The organism is Deinococcus planocerae, from assembly GCF_002869765.1.
GTDB classification, from domain to species: domain Bacteria; phylum Deinococcota; class Deinococci; order Deinococcales; family Deinococcaceae; genus Deinococcus; species Deinococcus planocerae.
On the sequence record NZ_PNOR01000002.1, the window covers coordinates 150061 to 166029 of the forward strand.

Here is a 15969-nt window from a genome sequence, read left to right on the forward strand (position 1 = left end):
TTGAGGGGAGAACGCACAGAACCCTGCCCCCACTCCACCCCGTCCACGGCGGGGTGGCAGATCTTCACCCGGAGGACGCTCCATGACGACGTGGATTGATTTTCAAGATGGCCTGGCGGGCGCCATTTTCGTCGTTCGACCTGTCGTGTGGGGTCGCCGCCACACAGCTCTATCCCGAGAACGCCGACCGGTTCCTGCGCCTCGAAGCGCTTGCACAAGCCGCTCTGTCCCTGCCGGGGACGGCGGGTGGGCGCAGCCCCTCGGTGGACGAGTTTCGCCGGCTCGCCGACAGGGCCGGCGCGGTCTCGGGCTTTTCCATGATGGAGGACCCCTCGGACAACGCCTTTACCGAACACCTGATCGTGGAGGCCGGGGATTTCGTGGTGTTTCCCGGCATCGAGGAGGAGGCCGTCCACAGCGTGGAGCAACTGCTCGCGGCGGCGCTGACGCTGCTGCGGCGCGGAGCCGGGACGCCCGAACTCGGCCCTGTGGTCCGCTCGTGCGTGGCACTCCTCGCGTTGAGCAGGGAGGTGAACCGCCGCCGGGGTCAAGCCCCTGTGCCGGGTGAGCCCTCATCCAGCGTGTTCCTTCCGGAGGACGGCAGTTTCGAAGTCCTGAAGGCCGCCGTCACGTACACGGAGCGGGACCTGGCCGGCGTCCTCGCGGCCCTGGGGTTGCGCGTGAGCGACCTCGCGCCATTCGTCCTGCACCCGGCGGGCGGTCCGGTGGGTGCACCGGCGCTGGACGGTGGTCCGCTCGCCCGCCGGCCCCTGGTGATCATCGAGGACAGGTACGTCTTCTTTCCGGTCGGGCACGTGCTGAGGGCGGTGCGCCACCTGTTGCTGACCCCCAGCACCTTCACGGCGGCGCTCGAGACGGCGTACCACGACCTCGCCTGGCAGGGGGTGCGGCTCTCGCTGCGCCGCATGGGTCTCCTCGATCCCCTGGCGGCGTTCGCGGGCGTCGACCTGCCGCTCGTGCGCACCCGCGCCTTCCAAGTTGAGGGTGACAAGGTGTTGCACCTCGCGCTGGTCGGCGATCCTTTCCGCAACTACCGCCCGGATGACCGGTTCGAGCCCTCGGACCTGAGTGAGTTGCAACCGCACCTCGACGGGAGCTACGCCGCCCTGGAGGCCCTTTACCACGCCCTCCCCGAGGAGGAGCGGCCACAGGTCTTCTCGCTGGTCGTCTTCGAGGGTCTGGGCAACGCAACCCTGTTGCCCAGCCTCAGTGTCGAGACCCCATACGCCCTGAGTGTGGGGGTGTCCGATCTGGAAGTGATGTCGTACGACTTCGAGCGCGACCCGCTCGGCCTGCTGTACTTCGCGCAGGCGGTAGGCGACCTGTACCGCCGGCAGCGGGTAGGCATGGTGGGCACCCTCGACCTGTTCGACGCCTACCGCCGTCACGGGCGAAGCTTCTACCTCTCGGACCAGGCACCTCCGGCGGCGCTCTTCCTGATGCCGGGGGGCGCGGGGAACGTCCGGCGCGAGCGGCGGGCCGAACTCGCCGCCCATGGCGCGCCCTACGGCGGCGCCCTCACCAAGGTCACGAACGTCCACCGCGACCCCAGCATCGCCCTGTTCCACTCCCTGGACCTGCTGCGTGGCGGCCTGATCAACTGGCTCGCCGAGGGCGACGCGCTCCACCTCTGGGTGGTGGCCCAGTACGACGAGACGGTGGACCTAAATCTCCCCCTCGTCGCCGAGACGGCCGCGTTCTGGCTGTGGCAGCTGCTGCCCCACCTGGAGGCGGACCTGGGGCAGGCCGAACCCTTCCTGCTGCGGGTCGTCATTGTGGCCGTTCCCGCGTTGCCCCCTGCTTCCCACGCGCCCCTGCCTGGACTGCGCGTCCTGGCCGACCCTCAGGACCGCACCGTGGTGGTGCAGGTGGACGAGACCTTCATGGCCAACTTCACCACGCCGGACAACCTGCCCGAGCGCATCTGGATGCGCGCCGTGCTCGGTGCCCTGACGCAGGTCCTGGCCGCCCACGGGCGCCTCGCCGCCACACCCCCTGACCTGGACGCCGCCATCGCCAGCGCGATGGCGGACCCGGCGAAGAAGAAGATCAGCGTGCTGCCGGGCGGAACGACCCTGCTGTACGGCGGTGGCCTGCCCCGCGCCCGGGTCCTGCAAGACCACCAGGAGAGCCGGGCGCTGGACGTGCTGGCCGACGCGCTGAGTCCCGAATTCCCGGTGGGCACCCTGCGAGCGGGCGGGGACGCTCCCGCTCTCCTCAACGCCGCCGTGGTGCGGCTGTACGGCGAGTTCGTCCGCTTGGCGGGAACGCTCGACGGCCCCCAGGCGATCCCGTTCTTCGTGCGGCAACACGAGGCGACCATTCAGCAGACGGCGCACCGGCAGTTCACGTTCGACTTCACCCGCCGTTGCTACCTGGGTCATCCGGTGACGGAGCGGGTGTTGCGTGAACAGTACGGGCGCAACAACCGCACGGCCATCGCGTCGCGTTTCGTGATCGAGTACCTGGCGGCGCAGCCGCCGCAGGGCCGGGCGGCGCCGACCCTGGAACTGTACGACCGGCTGATCGCGCTCGCCGCCCTGATCCACGGCTTCGGCACAAACAGCGACCTCGCATACCACCGCCTGGCGCACGTCTCCGCTGAGATCCTGCCGTCCGGGCGACTCGCCTCCGAGCGGGGCGCGTACGAGCCCGCGCGCGCGGCGTTTGAGGCGAACATGTTCGGTGACGTCACCCGGGAGTCCCTGAGCCTGGCCCGCGCGTACCTGGGCGGCCCAGCGCCCCAGGATCACCTTCCCGACCGCAGCGAGCTGGACGCGGCCTTTCAAAGCGAAACCGGCTGGACGCTGGGCGACACGCTGACCTTCCTGGACGCCGTCAGTGCCCTGCCGGGAGAAGAGGGTGTCCTCCCCCGGCAGATGCCCCTGGCCGACTTCGTCCGGGCCGTCGCCCGGGAGCTGGGCTGGGACGAGGGGAAGGTGCGCGCGCTCCTCGACCTGTTCAGCCTGACGCCGCGCCCGAACTTCCTGCGCCCACCCTCCCCCTGGCGCCGCGAGGACGTCGAGCCGTGGCGCTTCAACCGGCGGCTATCGTACCTGCGCCGCCCGCTCCTCCTGTTGGGCGGCGAGACCTCCAGGGTGGTGTGGGGTCCACGGGCGGTGGAGTCCGCCTCGCACTACCTGCTGGACCTGCTGCAAAGTGGGCGGTTCAGGGCGAATAGCACCCCGCTGCGTCAACTGCTCGGGGAGGTCAACCGGCGTCGGGGCCAGGCCTTCAACCGGGAGGTCGCCGCGTTCCTGCGCACGCTGGGGTTCCGGCACGTCCAGGAGCAGGCGAAGGTATTCGGCCCCGTGCGCATGCGGGACGAGCAAGGCCTCGACCTGGGAGACCTCGACGTCCTCGTGCTGGACGAGAGGCGGCGTCGTATCTACTGCGTGGAGTGTAAGAACTTTGGGGTGGCGCGGACGGCCGCCGAGATCCACGCCCTGTTCGAGCAACTGGAGCGCGGGACGGCCACAGAAAAACCCATCGTGGTGCGGCACGGGCGCCGGGTCGACCACGTGCGGCGCCACCTCCCGGACATCCTCCACCACTTCGGACTCACGCCGGAGGGGTGGGAGGTCGAAGGGTTCATCGTCTTCAACCGCGACTCGGTCGCCTACTACCTCTCGTCGGCACCCCTACCCGTCCTGTCGTTCGAGCAGTTCGCGCTCCACATGCGGCGGCTGGTCAGCTTTGAGGGGCCGATGACGGCGGGGACACTTTCAGGACCGCTTCAAACGAAGTGACGGGCCCGGACGGAGCTCGGTTTCCGCACTGGGGGCGGGGCACGACCTCGTGAAGGACAAGTCGGTCACGGCCGGGGGACCCGGCCGTCCTCAGTCCAGACTCAACGGGTCGACGGGCACCCCCTGGACCGTCACCCGGTAATCCAGGTGAGGTCCCGTGCTGTTGCCGGTACTGCCCACGCGCGCGATGACCTGCCCGGCCTCCACGCGCGCTCCCACCTGGGCCAGGTTCTCGCTGTTGTGGCTGTAGCGGGTCAACATGCCGTCACCGTGGTCGACGACGACGGTCCAGCCCCACCCGCTCTGGGCGTCGAAACGGGACTCGGTCACCACCCCTGGCCGGGCGGCCCGGACAGGCGTGCCCACGGGCGCCGCCAGGTCCACGCTCGGGTGGCGTTCGAGAAAGGGGGTGGTGACGCGGCCCTGCACCGGCAGCACGGGCGTCACCCGAATGGACGCCGCACGCACCGTGGGGGTGCTCGTCTGGCGCGTGATCGTCCGCTGCGAGGGCAGGGTGAGGCGCTGTCCGACGAGCAGCGGGCGCCTGGGATCGAGCCCCGGGTTGGCCGCGAGCAGCGCCGTGAGCGTCGTGCCCTGGCGCCGCGCGATCAGGGAGAGCGTGTCGCCCCGCCGCACGGTCCACGCGTGCGGGGGCGGAGCGGACGGCAGGTTCAGGCGCGCCCCCGCGATCAGGGCCCCCGTCCGCAGCGTGGGGTTGGCCTGGACCAGGGCTTGCTCGGTGGTGCCGTGCCGCACCGCGAGTCGGGTCAGGGTGTCGCCCGGTTGCACCGTAACGGTCGCCGCCAGTGCGGAGCCGGGCCACAGCAGGGCGAGGGTCAAAAGTAATTTTGGTCGCATGAACGGGGGCAGCTTGCCCCAGTCCTGTAAAGATCATGTAAAGGCTGGTCGGAAAGAACCTTTTGCAGGCGAAGGTCACCCGTTGCCCACGAACGAAAAGCGCGTGCCCTGCTGCAAGGGCACGCGCCTGAACAAGAGAACGTTACGCGCCGCGCTTGTTCAACCACAGGCGGAAGTCGTACATCTCTCCGGCCTGCGCCGTGACGATGTCCCGCGCCAGCTTGAGGACGCGGGCGTCGCTGCTCTTCTCCAGCGCCAGCTGCGCCATGTCGATGGCCGAGGAGTGGTGGGGCAGCATGCCCTGCACGAAGCCCACGTCCGGGTTCCTGGCCTTTTTCACCGCGTCGGCCATGCCGCTCATGCCGCTCTTCATCATGTTGGCCATGCTCGCGTCGCTGCCCCCGTAGGCCTTCAGCAGCGTGTTCATCTGCGCGATCTCACGGTTCTGGTCCTTGATGATGGTGTTCGCCCAGGTCTTCACCGTGGCGTCCTTGCTCAGCGGCAGGACGGCCCGGGACATGTCCACGGCCGCCTGGTGGTGCGGGATCATCATGCTGAGGAACGCGCGGTCGAACGCCTTGCCCTGGAGCTTCTCGAGGCCGCTCATGTCCATCTGCATGGTCATCCCGGACATGCTGCCGCCGGACATCTGGCTGTGGTCCATGCCGCCCATGCTGCCCTGGGCAAGGGCGATTCCGGTTAACAGGGCGGCCGTGCCGCCGATCAAAAGAGAATTCCGCTTCACGACTACAGGCTAGAGCGGGTGTGTAAATTTCGTGTAAAGCGCGTCCAGGTAAGGAAAACCTAAGGTTCAGGTTGGTGCGAATAAACCCCCGAACGGGGGTGACAGCATTCCCGGTCTGGGTTGTTCCTGAGTCGATGCGAGCCTGACCTGGGGTGACAGGCTTTAGTGGGCAGAAGTGAGGCTTCCGCCCCAGCTTTACACGAGCTTTACAGGTCCTGCGTAGCGTCTGAGGACCGCTGGGCTGGCCCCGGCGACGGAGGTGGCATGGACCCAGTATTCCTCAAGATCGGCAGCTTCACGATTGCCTGGTACGGCGTGCTGATCACGCTCGGCATCGTCCTCGGCGTGTGGGTGGGCACGCGAATGGCCCGGCAGCGCGGCCTGAACGTGAACCTCTTCAACGACATGATCCTGTGGATGATCGTCTGGGGCCTCGTCGGCGCCCGGCTCGTCTTCGTGCTGACCTCATGGGGGCAGTTCGCGGGAACTCCCTTTCCGCGCATTCTCCTCGACATCGTCAACTTGCGGGCGGGCGGCATCTCCATCCACGGCGGCCTGATCGGCGGCATCCTGGTCCTGATCTACTACACCCGGCGGTACCGGCTCAATTTCTACGAGTACGCCGACCTGTGCGTGCCGGGGGTGGCCTTCGGCATCATCGGCGGGCGCATCGGCAACATCATGAACGGGACGGACACGGTCGGGCGGGTCACGGGCTGGCCTATCGGCTACCGCTGGCCCGACTCGGCGCGCGCCTTCCACGACGGCATGTGCGTGCGTAACCCCAACTCCGACATGGACCTCTCGCGCTACTGCCAGGAGATCGGCGGGCAGCTCGTGATGACGGCGCCCGTCCACTTCACCCAGCTTTACGGGGTGATCATCGGGATCATCCTCTCGGTCGCCGCCTTCTTCTGGCTGCGGTCGCGCAAGGCGGGGTGGGCCTTCTGGCAGTTCTGGCTGTGGTACTCCATCCTGCGCGCCGGGATCGAGGAGACTTTCCGCCTCAACCCCCTGCCCCTCAAGGTCTACCTCAACCAGGGGCTCCAGGCACCGGGCATCGGCCTGTTCACCGACACGCACCTGATCAGCATCCCCCTGATCATCGTCAGCATCCTGATGCTGCTGCGGATTCGCAACCGGCCGGACACGCGACCGGCTGGCCGCTTGGTCAGCCCCTCTTCCCCAACAACCAAACCCACCCCCGTGGAGCGCCCATGAACCGACCCACCTTTTCCCCCCTCCGTCCTGCCCGTGCCCGTTCGCGTCGGGTCCTGGGGTTGGCCCTGCCCGCCCTGCTCGCGGCCTGCTCCTCGCGGGACCTCGCCGGGGTGCAGAAGTCCACCTTCCAGGCCGGCGATCACCGCGAGGGCCGACTGGTGTACGCGCAGACGCCGCCCGCCGGGGGGCCCCACAACCCGTCCTGGCAGAACTGCGGCGTGTACACGTCGGCGCTGTACAACGAGTACGTCGTGCACAGCCTGGAACACGGCGCGGTGTGGATCACGTACGGGCCGACCCTGTCCCCGGAGGACGTCCGAACCCTGGCGGGTCTGGCCCAGGGCCGCACGCACGTCCTCGTCTCCCCGAACGGGCAGCAGACCGCGCCGGTCGTCTTGACCGCGTGAGGCGCGCAGCTCCCGGTGGACGGGGTCGGCGACGCCCGCATCCGGGCCTTCCTCGACAAGTACGAGCAGGGACCGACCACACCCGAGCGCGGGGCCGCCTGCACCGGCGGCTACTCGGGCACCCTGTGAAGGCGCCCGGGGGCCAGGGGGACACATGGCCACGGTGCTGATCGTGGACGACGACCCGGCGATCCTGGAGGTGCTCACGGCCTACCTGGTGGCGGAGGGCCACAGCGTGGAGACCGAGGACGACGGGCTGGCGGCGCTGCCCCGGCTCGCCCGCGCCGACGTCGCCATCCTCGACTGGATGCTGCCCGGCATGACCGGCGTGGAACTCACCGCCCACGCCCGGCGGGAGCACCCCCAACTGCCGGTCCTGCTCCTGACCGCCCGGGGCGAGGAGGAGGACCGTCTCAGGGGCCTGAACGCCGGGGCGGACGATTACGTCGTCAAGCCCTTCAGCCCCCGCGAGGTGGTGGCCCGCGTCCGCGCCCTGCTGCGCCGGGTCGGGGTGCAGGACCGCATCGAGGCCGGGCCGCTGGTGATGAACCTCAGGAGCCGCGCCGTCACGCTGCACGGCCAGCCGCTGGCGCTCTCCCGCACCGAGTTCGACCTGCTCGCCACCCTGGCGCAGCACCCGGGGCTGGTCTGGTCCCGCGAGCGGCTGATGGAGCGGGTGTGGGGCCCCGACTACCCGGGCGTGACGCGGGTGGTGGACGTGCACATCACCGCCGTGCGCCGCAAGCTGGGGGACGACGCGGACGCGCCCACCTTCATCGAGACGGTGCGCGGGCTGGGGTACCGTTTCCGGGAGGACTGACATGCGCCTGTTTCCCCGCCTGCTGCTCAACCACCTGATGTGCGTCGCGGTGACCGCCGCCGTGCTGCTCCTGGCGGCCGAGGTGACCGCCCAGCCCTTTATCCGGCACCACGTGGAGCAGATGGTCGACCTGATTGGGCCGCGGGGGACCAGCCTGCGCGGGGACCTGACCCACGGCATGCGCGATACCCTGACGCGCGCCCTGCTCGCGGCCCTGCCGCTGGCCCTGCTGGTCGCGACCGGGATCGCCTGGGCCTCCGCCCGGCGGGTCACCGCGTCGGTGCGCGCCTTGCAGTCGGGCAGCGGCGCCATCGCCAGCGGGGAGTACGCCCGGCGGCTGCCGGAGGCCGGGCAGGACGAACTCGCCGACCTCGCGCGCAGCTTCAACCGCATGGCGGGCACCCTGGAACGGGTCGAGCAGACGCGGGTCGAGCTGATCGGGAACGTCGCCCACGAGCTGCGCACCCCCGTCAGCGCCGTGCGCGGCTACGCCGAGGCGGCCCAGGACGGCGTCCTGCCCGCCGGACAGGCCCTTGCCGCCATCGCGCGGGAGGTGGCGGGGATGGAGCGGCTGGTGCAGGACCTCAGCCTGGTGAGCCGGGTGGAGGCCGGTCGGGTGGAGCTGAAGGTGGGCGACGTGCCCCTGGCCGAACTCTTCTCCCAGGCCCAGGACCGCTTCGCGCTGGCCTTTGAGGACCGTGGGATCGCGTTCCAGGTGGACGTGCCCCCGGGTCCCCTGACAGTCCGGGCGGACCCCGAGCGGGCGCAGCAGATCCTCGCCAACCTGTTGCGCAACGCCCTGCGGCACACCCCACCCGGCGGAACGGTGCGGGTGTCCGCCCAGGCCGAGGCGACGACGGTCGCCGTGTCCGTCGCCGACACGGGCGGCGGCATCGCCCCGGAGCACCTGGAGCGGGTGTTCGAACGCTTTTTCCGGGCGGACCCGGCCCGGACCCCGGGCGAGGGGAGCGGGGTGGGCCTGACCATCGCCCGGGGGCTCGCCCGGGCGATGGGGGGGGAGTTGGGCGTGCGCTCGGGACCCGGACAGGGCAGCACCTTCACCTGGACGGTGCGTCGGGCCTGACCGTGGCCCCCACCCTCAGCGGTCGAGGTACTTCTCGGCCGTCTTCAGCGCCGTCAGCGCCTCGTCCCGGGAGTATCCGCCCTCCATCAGGCGGCGCACGCTGGCCTCCCGCCGAACCGTGAGTGCCTCGGAGGGCTCCGAGGACTCGCTGGCGCTCACGTCCCGAAAGGGCTGTCGTTCGGTGACCGCTTGGTGGCTTTCCAGGTCCTTCACGAGGACGACGTGGTCGCCCTGCCACCGCAGCTCACCGACGTCCGCGAAGCTCAGGGACCGCCCCGCTTGCAACTCCTCCACGAACTCCTGGGCGTACCGGCGGGCGGTGGTCTCCTGAACGCCGGAGGTCTCCAGCTTCTCCTCCAGCGTGTGGAAGGCCTGGTCAAGGGTCAAGGTTTCGGTCACGTGACACCTCCATACGCCCGCAGCACCCTCTGGAGAGCGTGGTTCAGCATAGCAAAGTCGTCCTCCGGCCATTGCTGTGGGGGCCGCCGCCCGGCCAGCCGGGTGATGTCCATGTTCAGCGGGGACTCCGGCGCGCCGCTCACGGCGTACTGGGCGAAGGCGCGGGCGAAGATCTCCTTGGGTTTGAGCAGGTACGCCGCCAGGAGTTCGGTGTCGAGGTCCTCGCGACGTGCGGCCTGCAGGAGCTGCCACGTGGTGGACTCCTGGACGGCGGTGTCGAAGGCGGTCCACGCCCCAGCCTGGGCCGGGGTCCGGTTCGCGCCCTCGCTCGCCCAGCCCTGCTCGGCCCCGAGGACGCAGTAGTCGAGGGCGTGGCCCACCTCGTGCAGCAGGGTCAGCCCGGGAAAGAGTTTGGCGTCCGCCACCCGGGCGCCGAGGTGCGCGGCCCCGGCCTCGAACACGCCGTTCTCGTCACTCAGCGGCTCGGTGCGCACCCCGATGGCGGGCACCGCGGGCACGGGGTCGGGCACGCGCGCGAGCACCCGGTGCGCCTCCCCCAGCGCCTCCAGACGCGGGTGCCGGGGAGGCACGAGCAGCGGGAAGAGGGTCACGATGGGTACGGACGTCATGCCGTGGGCGTGACCTCCAGCGTCACGGTATGGGTGTCGACGCTCCTGGCCCCCACCTTGAGGATGAAGTTGAACTTGCCCTCGCTCGTCAGCTCGAACCTGAATTCGATCTTCGCGCTGGCCTCGAAGGACGCCTCCAGCCCGGCCAGGGCTTGCAGGCCCGTCCGGACGATGCGGGTGGCCTCTTTGAGATGGGCGGGCAGCGCGTCGAAGTGAGGCGCGGCCCCCCGGCGTTTGAGGACGAAGGTCAGGCGCTGCGTGTCGGCGCGGGTCATGTCCCCGGTAAGAAAGTCCTTGGGCACCAGTTTCGTGACCGGCTCCGGCACGCCCGCACCCCCGGAGCGTGACGTCACCGCCAACAGGTCCACCGTGACGCTGACCACCCGCAGCCCGGTGTCATTCTCCGCCAGCGCGACGATGGTCTGCAGGTCGGCCAGCACGGTCTGGGCCCGCAGCGAATCCGGGAGGGTCATGGGGCGCTCCATTCTGGACAAAGGGTCATCTTGCGTGACTGTAGCGGCCCCCGGGTACCGCGTGGGAGGCCTCACCGCCGGGGTGTCGAGGACGGCTGCTCCCCCGCGCTTTTGCCGTTTCCTTACACTCGCCCCCTACACTGCCGCCATGCGCCTGCTGCTCCCCGAAGACGACCAGCGGCTGCGGGCACCGGTGGCGGCGGGCTTGCAGGAACCCGGGCACGTCGTGCAGGAGGTCACGTCGGCGGGGGAGGGCCACACCTCGGCCGCCGCGGGCGAGTCGGGCGCCCTCATCCTGAACGTGATGCCGGGGGGGAGAACAGGACGGGGGCTTCGGGGTCGCCCGGCCCCTGCGGGAGGAGGAGGGCGCCACCCCGATCCTCGTCCTGACCACACGGGCCGATGTGGATTCCCGGCTGACGGCATTGAATACCGGCGGGGACGACCACCTGAGCCTGCCCTTCGATTTGCGCGGGTGGCGCGCGCGCCTCTCGGCCCTGGTCCTCCGCTCGGCGGGGCGGCGTTGCTGGGCCACCCCGCTGCCGGGCGGCTGCCAGGTGCATGTGCTGAGGCGCCGAGTGACAGGTCCGAACGGTCCCCCTCATGCCCAGAGGGTTCGAGCTGCCCGAAGGCTTCGCCCTCCACCCGGAGCGGGCCCCCTCGCGCGAGGAGTTGCTGGGCCGGGTGTGGTCGGGCCAGCCCGAGGTGGAGAGCCGGGTGGTGGGCGTGGATGTGGGCAACCTGCGCCCCAAGCCGGGGGAGGGCGTAATCCTCACCGTGCGCGGGCACGGCGACCGCCTCGGTGAGGTGGGGCCTTGACCTTCCGCTGGCGGCTCACGCTGACCTACGCCGCCCTGCTGGGCCTCCTGCTCCTGATCGCGGGCGCCCTGAGCTACGCCGCGTTCCGCCACACGCTCTACGCCGGGCTGGACGACTCCCTGCGGGTCTACGCGCAGAAACAGGCTGAGATGGACCTGAGTGCCGGTCGGAAGTCGCCGCATAAGGAAAATCCCGCCCTGGACGCCATCAACCGCCAGCAACCCGTCCGCATGACGGTGTATGGCGCCGGGGGCCAGGAGGTGGACTGGGGGCCGTCCCGGGTGGGCTTCATTCCCGGGGCGGGAACGTTTCAGGTCGGTTCGGAGCGCGTCTTCGTGTTGAAGACCCCGGGGGGCTGGATTCAGACCTCCCAGTCGGACCAGGGGGTGCGCGCGGCGTTGGGGCAGATTCTGCGCCTGGAGCTGATGGGCGTGCCCCTGCTGCTGCTGCTGGCGCTCCTGGTCGGCTACCTCCTCGCCGACCGCGCGCTGCGGCCGGTCGATCAGGTCTCGGACCTCGCCGCCCGGATCGCCCGCAGCGGCCAGCCGGGCGAGCGGGTGCCCGTCGCCCCCGGCTCGGACGAACTGGCCCGGCTGACCCGCACCATCAACGACATGCTGGGCAAACTGGACGCGCTCCTGACCCGCGAGCGGCTCTTCGCGCATGCCAGCGCCCACGAGCTGCGCACCCCCATCAGCGTCATCCGCGCCACGGCCTCGCTGGCCCTGGAACGGGAGCGGTCTCCCGAGGCGTACCGCGAGGCCCTCGCCCAGGTGCGGGACGTCAGCGAGGACATGAGCGCCCTGACCCACCGGCTGATGGAGCTGGCCCGGGCCACCCGACCTCCCGGGGGCCACGTGGTGAACCTGGCGGACGTCACGCTGATGGCGACCGAACTCCACGCCACGGACGCCCAGAAGAAACACATGTCCCTGGAGGTGACGCTGAACGACGCCTCCACCACGGGGGACCTGGGCGCGCTGGTGCTGGCGGCGGGGAACCTGATCCAAAACGCCATCCAGTACGGCCCGCCGGGTTCGGCGGTCCACGTCTCCTGCGGGGCCGACGACGAGGTTGCCCGCCTGACCGTGCAGGACATGGGTCCAGGGATTCCGCAGGAAGAAATGCTGCGTCTGACGCAGCCCTTCCAGCGGGGGCAGGGGACGCAGAACCTCGGCGGCGCAGGGTTGGGGCTGGCCCTGGTCCAGGTCATTGTGGAGGCACATGGAGGCGGCCTGGAGTTGGCGAACCGTGCTGAAGGCGGCTTGCGCGCGGAACTGGTGTTCCCCCGGCGCGCGTGAGCCCACCCGGCCTGGGGCAGGCTGATTCCGGGCGGGCCGGGGTCCGCTGATGGCAGCGGGGGCCGGCGTGCTGGTCGGTGGGTTCCGGCTCTGGCGGCGGGCCTCCACCCTGTTGGCGCCTCAGGGTGCCCCTGCCTCCGGCCCGCCCGGGCGCCCCCCACGTCTCCGGGCCAGCAGGGGGAGCAGCGCCAGCAGCGCCACCCCGCTCCCCCAGCTCACCCAGTCGCCGTACCGGACGGAGGGCGTGCGGGCCGAGGAGACGCCAAAGGCGACCCGGTAGGCGCCCCGCTCTCCCCGGGGGGCGCGGAACTGGACCCGGCCCCAGGGGTCCACGACGGCGCTCACCCCGTCGTTCCCGGCCCGCAGCAGGAACCGCCGCGTCTCGATGGCGCGCAGGCGGCCCATCTGGAAGTGCTGCTCCGCCCCCGCTCCCCGGCCGAACCACGCGTCGTTGGAGATCACGACGAGCAGGTTCGCCCCCGCCCGCACGGCCTGCCGGCTCAGCGGCCCGAACACCGACTCGTAACAGATGCTGACGCCCGCCCGCAGGTCCCGCAGGGGCAGCACGTTCAGCAGCCTCCCGGGCGTCAGGCTGGTCAACCCGGCCATTCCCAGGCTCCGGAGCACCGGCGCGTAGAGGAAGCCCAGCACCCCTGAGAAGGGCAGGCTCTCCCCGAACGGTACCAGCACGCGTTTGTCCTGTCGGCCCGTGACTCCCCCGTCCACCCCGTAGGCGCTGTTGCGCGCCTGGCCCGGCACGTCGCCCGGAGCGCCCACCAGCAGGGGCACCCCCAGTCCCCGCAGGGCGGGCAGCACCCCCGGGTCGGAGGCGGGCAGCGGGCTGGCCGTCTCGGGCCACACCACCAGGTCCGCCGACCCCGAGCGCAGGGCGCCCCGCGTCAGGTCGAGGTAGACCCCCAGCTCGTCCAGGGTGCGCCCCCGGGCCTTGAGCCGCGGGTCGATGGCCCCCTGCACGAGCACGGCCGTGCGGGGGGCGGGGGGCACGGGGGGTGTGACCTGCCGTCCCCACAGCAGGCCCGCGCCCCAGACGGCCAGCAGCGCCAGGAGGGCCGGGGGCCGCCTGCCCCAGCCGGCCAGGACGCTGGCGGTCCCGGTCACCAGCAGGGTCAGCAGCGCGACCCCGCCGACGCTGGCAAGCTGGGCCAGCGGGGTCTGGGTCAGGGCGTACCCGGGCGCGCCCCAGGGAAACGCCAGGGGACCCCGGGCGCGCAGCGCCTCGAGGAGCACCCAGGCGAAGGGCAGGGCGAGCAGGGTGCGGGGTCCGAAGGCCGCCCGGGTGAGGGCCAGGGGCGCGGCCCAGGTCAGCGCCGCGGCGGGCAGGACCAGCACGGTGAGCAGGCCGCCGAGCGGCCCCAGCACGTCCGCCATGCTGGCGGGGAGCCAGGCGAGGTGCACACTGAAAAAAGCCAGGGCGAACACGAAGGCGTGCCCGAGGGCCCCGCGCCCCCCTGTGCTGCGGGCGAGGCGGCGGTGCAACGCGGCCAGCGGCAGCGGGGCGAGCACGGCCAGCGGTGATGGCAGGAACAGCAGGCCCAGCAGCAGGCCGCCCAGGGCGTCCCCCGGCCAGGCTGGCAGGAGCGGCGGGTTGAGGCGGGTCCGCCAGGCGCGGAAGGTGACGTGGTCGTCCACGCGCCGCACGCTACGGGAGCCGTGTTCAGGTGCGGTAAAGCTTTACACGACGCAAACACACCCCGCTTAAGCTCGCGGTGGAGGACCCCGACATGCCGACCTTTCCCTGTCCGCCCGCCCCCCGGCCTTCCGCGCCGCCGAGGTCCACGTGACGCCCCCACGCCCCCGCCGGAGACGTGGGGGGGCCTGGCTGGCGGCGGCCCTGGTGCTCGCCGCCGTGCTGGGGGCCGCCTGGCTCGCCCAGTCGCTGTCCGACCGGGGCCTCACCGGCAATCCGGCCATGAACCCCGCGATGCCGAGCATGCCCGGCATGGACCACGAGAACATGCCCGGCATGGACGGCGCCCCACCCACCACCCCCTGAGGCGCGTGGCCCCCCGACCGGGTGGCCCTCCCTGCCCCGCTGGAGAAAGACCTTTCCCCTGTGCCCCACCCCTTGTTTCGCGCAAGTGATTTCCACCTGAGGCGCCGCACGGCCAGCCTCGCCTTCGCCGCCCTGCTGGCCTTCGCCTTGCTCGCGGTGGCCCTGGCCGGGGTCATCATGCCCGCCCGTCCCGCGCCTGTCCCGGTGGCGCTGCCCCTCCGGGGGGACCTGCGCAGCGCCGACGGCCGGGTGCTGGCCGGGGGTGACCTGCCCCGGCGCGTCTACCCGCTGGGGACCCTCGCCGCGCCGGTGGTCGGCTTCGTCGGCGCCTCGGGCGGCCTCGAGGGGCTCGAGCGGGTGCAAGACGCCCGACTGCGGCGCGGCGAGGACCTGACCCTCACCCTGGACACCCGCGTGCAGGCGGCGGTCGAGGGCGCCCTCACCGACGCGCTGGAGCGCACCGAGGCCGAGTACGCCTCCGCCGTCGTCATGGACACCCGCTCGGGCAACCTGCATGCCGTGGCGTCGGTGCCCGGCTTCGACGCGAACGCCTGGCGCGCGGTGCCGCCGGGCCGCTGGCGCAACCGGGCCGCCCTCGACGAGTACGAGCCGGGCAGCGTCGTCAAGGCTCTCACCGTCGCCGCGCTCCTGAACGAGGGCCGCACCACGCCGGACACGAGCTACGACACCCCGATGTGGCGCCGCTTCGCCGGGGCGACGATCAACGACCTCGTGCCGCACCCCGCCGCCCTCAGGACCCGCGAGATTCTGCGCTACTCCAGCAACGTCGGCATGACCCGGCTGGTCGAGGGGGTGCCGCCCGAGCTGCTGCACCGTTACTTCAGCGCGTACGGCTTCGGCCAGCCGGTGCCCCTGGGGCTGCCCGCCGGAGACGGCCTGTTGCGGGACCCGGCCGACTGGAGCCCGCTGAGCCAGGCCACCATGTCCTTCGGCCAGGGCCTGACCGTCACCACCCTACAACTCGCCGCGGCCTTCAACGTGCTCGCGAACGACGGGCGGTACGTCACGCCGCGACTCCTGCTGGACGCCCCGACCACCTCCCGTCCGGTGCTGGCCCCGCAGACGGCCGCCCGCATGCGCGAACTGCTCCACCGGGTGATCGACGACGGCATCCGGACGAAGGCGGAGTTGCCCGGCTACCACGTGGGCGGCAAGACCGGCACGGCCCAGGTCGTGGTGGACGGCCGCTACAGCGCGTCCGTGTTCTCCTCCACCTTCGCGGGCTTCCTCCCGGCGGCGAGGCCGCGCTTCACGGTCGCGGTGATGGTGCGCGGCGCGAAGCGGGAGTACCAGGGGTCCCAGCTCGCCGCCCCCATCTTCCGTGAGATCAGCTCCGCCCTGCTGTCCCTCTACGCCGTGAGGCCGGAGACATCCCCCCCCGCCGCCGGGCGGTGAGCGCACGCCGCGC

General features: G+C 71.3%; 14 protein-coding genes and 1 pseudogene. 9 read left to right on the forward strand and 6 right to left on the reverse strand.

Going from position 1 to position 15969, the window contains the following annotated elements; all coding sequences use genetic code 11:
• The first annotated feature begins 107 nt into the window (after positions 1-107).
• Positions 108-3770, forward strand: coding sequence for a hypothetical protein (locus tag A7B18_RS01790; RefSeq protein WP_180969977.1), 3663 nt, complete (start codon positions 108-110; stop codon positions 3768-3770).
• Positions 3771-3860: 90 nt separating this feature from the next.
• On the opposite strand, the gene A7B18_RS01795 is transcribed toward A7B18_RS01790, so the two are convergent.
• Together A7B18_RS01795 and A7B18_RS01800 are read right to left on the reverse strand one after the other, a co-directional pair.
• Entirely contained in the window at positions 3861-4610 is a 750-nt protein-coding gene (locus A7B18_RS01795; RefSeq protein WP_245872698.1) for a peptidoglycan DD-metalloendopeptidase family protein, read from the reverse strand.
• A 160-nt stretch (positions 4611-4770) separates the two neighbouring features.
• Complete coding sequence (locus A7B18_RS01800; protein WP_245872699.1) at positions 4771-5373, reverse strand: DUF305 domain-containing protein; 603 nt, start codon at positions 5371-5373, stop codon at positions 4771-4773.
• A 264-nt stretch (positions 5374-5637) separates the two neighbouring features.
• Here A7B18_RS01800 and lgt point away from each other — a divergent pair, with 264 nt between their 5' ends.
• The 4 genes and pseudogenes from lgt to A7B18_RS01820 all read left to right on the forward strand — a co-directional run bounded on the left by lgt (position 5638) and on the right by A7B18_RS01820 (position 8905).
• On the forward strand, positions 5638-6594 hold the full coding sequence (gene lgt, locus A7B18_RS01805) for a prolipoprotein diacylglyceryl transferase (protein WP_102124948.1): 957 nt from the start codon (positions 5638-5640) through the stop codon (positions 6592-6594).
• A pseudogene (locus A7B18_RS01810) lies at positions 6591-7130 on the forward strand (DUF3105 domain-containing protein). The gene lgt and the pseudogene A7B18_RS01810 overlap by 4 nt, the downstream one beginning before the upstream one ends.
• 25 nt (positions 7131-7155) lie before the next feature.
• Entirely contained in the window at positions 7156-7821 is a 666-nt protein-coding gene (locus tag A7B18_RS01815; protein WP_102124949.1) for a response regulator transcription factor, read from the forward strand.
• A gap of 1 nt (position 7822) precedes the next feature.
• Positions 7823-8905: a sensor histidine kinase gene (locus tag A7B18_RS01820; RefSeq protein WP_102124950.1), complete on the forward strand. Its 1083-nt coding sequence runs from the start codon at positions 7823-7825 to the stop codon at positions 8903-8905.
• A gap of 15 nt (positions 8906-8920) precedes the next feature.
• Here A7B18_RS01820 and A7B18_RS01825 read toward each other — a convergent pair whose 3' ends face one another.
• The 3 genes from A7B18_RS01825 to A7B18_RS01835 are packed head-to-tail and all read right to left on the reverse strand — an operon-like array spanning position 8921 to position 10406.
• Positions 8921-9304 carry a hypothetical protein gene (locus A7B18_RS01825; protein WP_102124951.1) on the reverse strand — a complete coding sequence of 128 codons (384 nt, stop codon included), beginning with the start codon at positions 9302-9304 and terminating at the stop codon, positions 8921-8923.
• Positions 9301-9933, reverse strand: coding sequence for a hypothetical protein (locus A7B18_RS01830; protein WP_102124952.1), 633 nt, complete (start codon positions 9931-9933; stop codon positions 9301-9303). The genes A7B18_RS01825 and A7B18_RS01830 overlap by 4 nt, the downstream gene beginning before the upstream one ends.
• The gene (locus tag A7B18_RS01835; protein ID WP_102124953.1) at positions 9930-10406 is read right to left on the reverse strand and encodes a hypothetical protein; all 477 of its coding nucleotides are present in this window, start codon (positions 10404-10406) and stop codon (positions 9930-9932) included. The genes A7B18_RS01830 and A7B18_RS01835 overlap by 4 nt, the downstream gene beginning before the upstream one ends.
• A 603-nt stretch (positions 10407-11009) precedes the next feature.
• On the opposite strand from A7B18_RS01835, the gene A7B18_RS01840 reads away from it, so the two are divergent.
• Together A7B18_RS01840 and A7B18_RS01845 are read left to right on the forward strand one after the other, a co-directional pair.
• The gene (locus tag A7B18_RS01840) at positions 11010-11225 is read left to right on the forward strand and encodes a winged helix-turn-helix domain-containing protein (protein ID WP_102124954.1); all 216 of its coding nucleotides are present in this window, start codon (positions 11010-11012) and stop codon (positions 11223-11225) included.
• Positions 11222-12526, forward strand: a complete 1305-nt coding sequence (locus A7B18_RS01845; RefSeq protein ID WP_102124955.1) for a sensor histidine kinase — start codon at positions 11222-11224, stop codon at positions 12524-12526. The genes A7B18_RS01840 and A7B18_RS01845 overlap by 4 nt, the downstream gene beginning before the upstream one ends.
• Positions 12527-12646: 120 nt before the next feature.
• Here A7B18_RS01845 and lnt read toward each other — a convergent pair whose 3' ends face one another.
• Positions 12647-14176 (reverse strand): apolipoprotein N-acyltransferase, encoded by a 1530-nt coding sequence (lnt, locus tag A7B18_RS01850; RefSeq protein WP_102124987.1) that lies wholly within the window; start codon positions 14174-14176, stop codon positions 12647-12649.
• A 148-nt stretch (positions 14177-14324) separates the two neighbouring features.
• On the opposite strand from lnt, the gene A7B18_RS21175 reads away from it, so the two are divergent.
• Both A7B18_RS21175 and A7B18_RS01855 read left to right on the forward strand, forming a co-directional pair.
• Complete coding sequence (locus A7B18_RS21175) at positions 14325-14540, forward strand: hypothetical protein (protein ID WP_146009422.1); 216 nt, start codon at positions 14325-14327, stop codon at positions 14538-14540.
• Positions 14541-14600: 60 nt separating this feature from the next.
• Positions 14601-15956: a peptidoglycan D,D-transpeptidase FtsI family protein gene (locus tag A7B18_RS01855; protein WP_245872700.1), complete on the forward strand. Its 1356-nt coding sequence runs from the start codon at positions 14601-14603 to the stop codon at positions 15954-15956.
• Positions 15957-15969 lie beyond the last annotated feature (13 nt).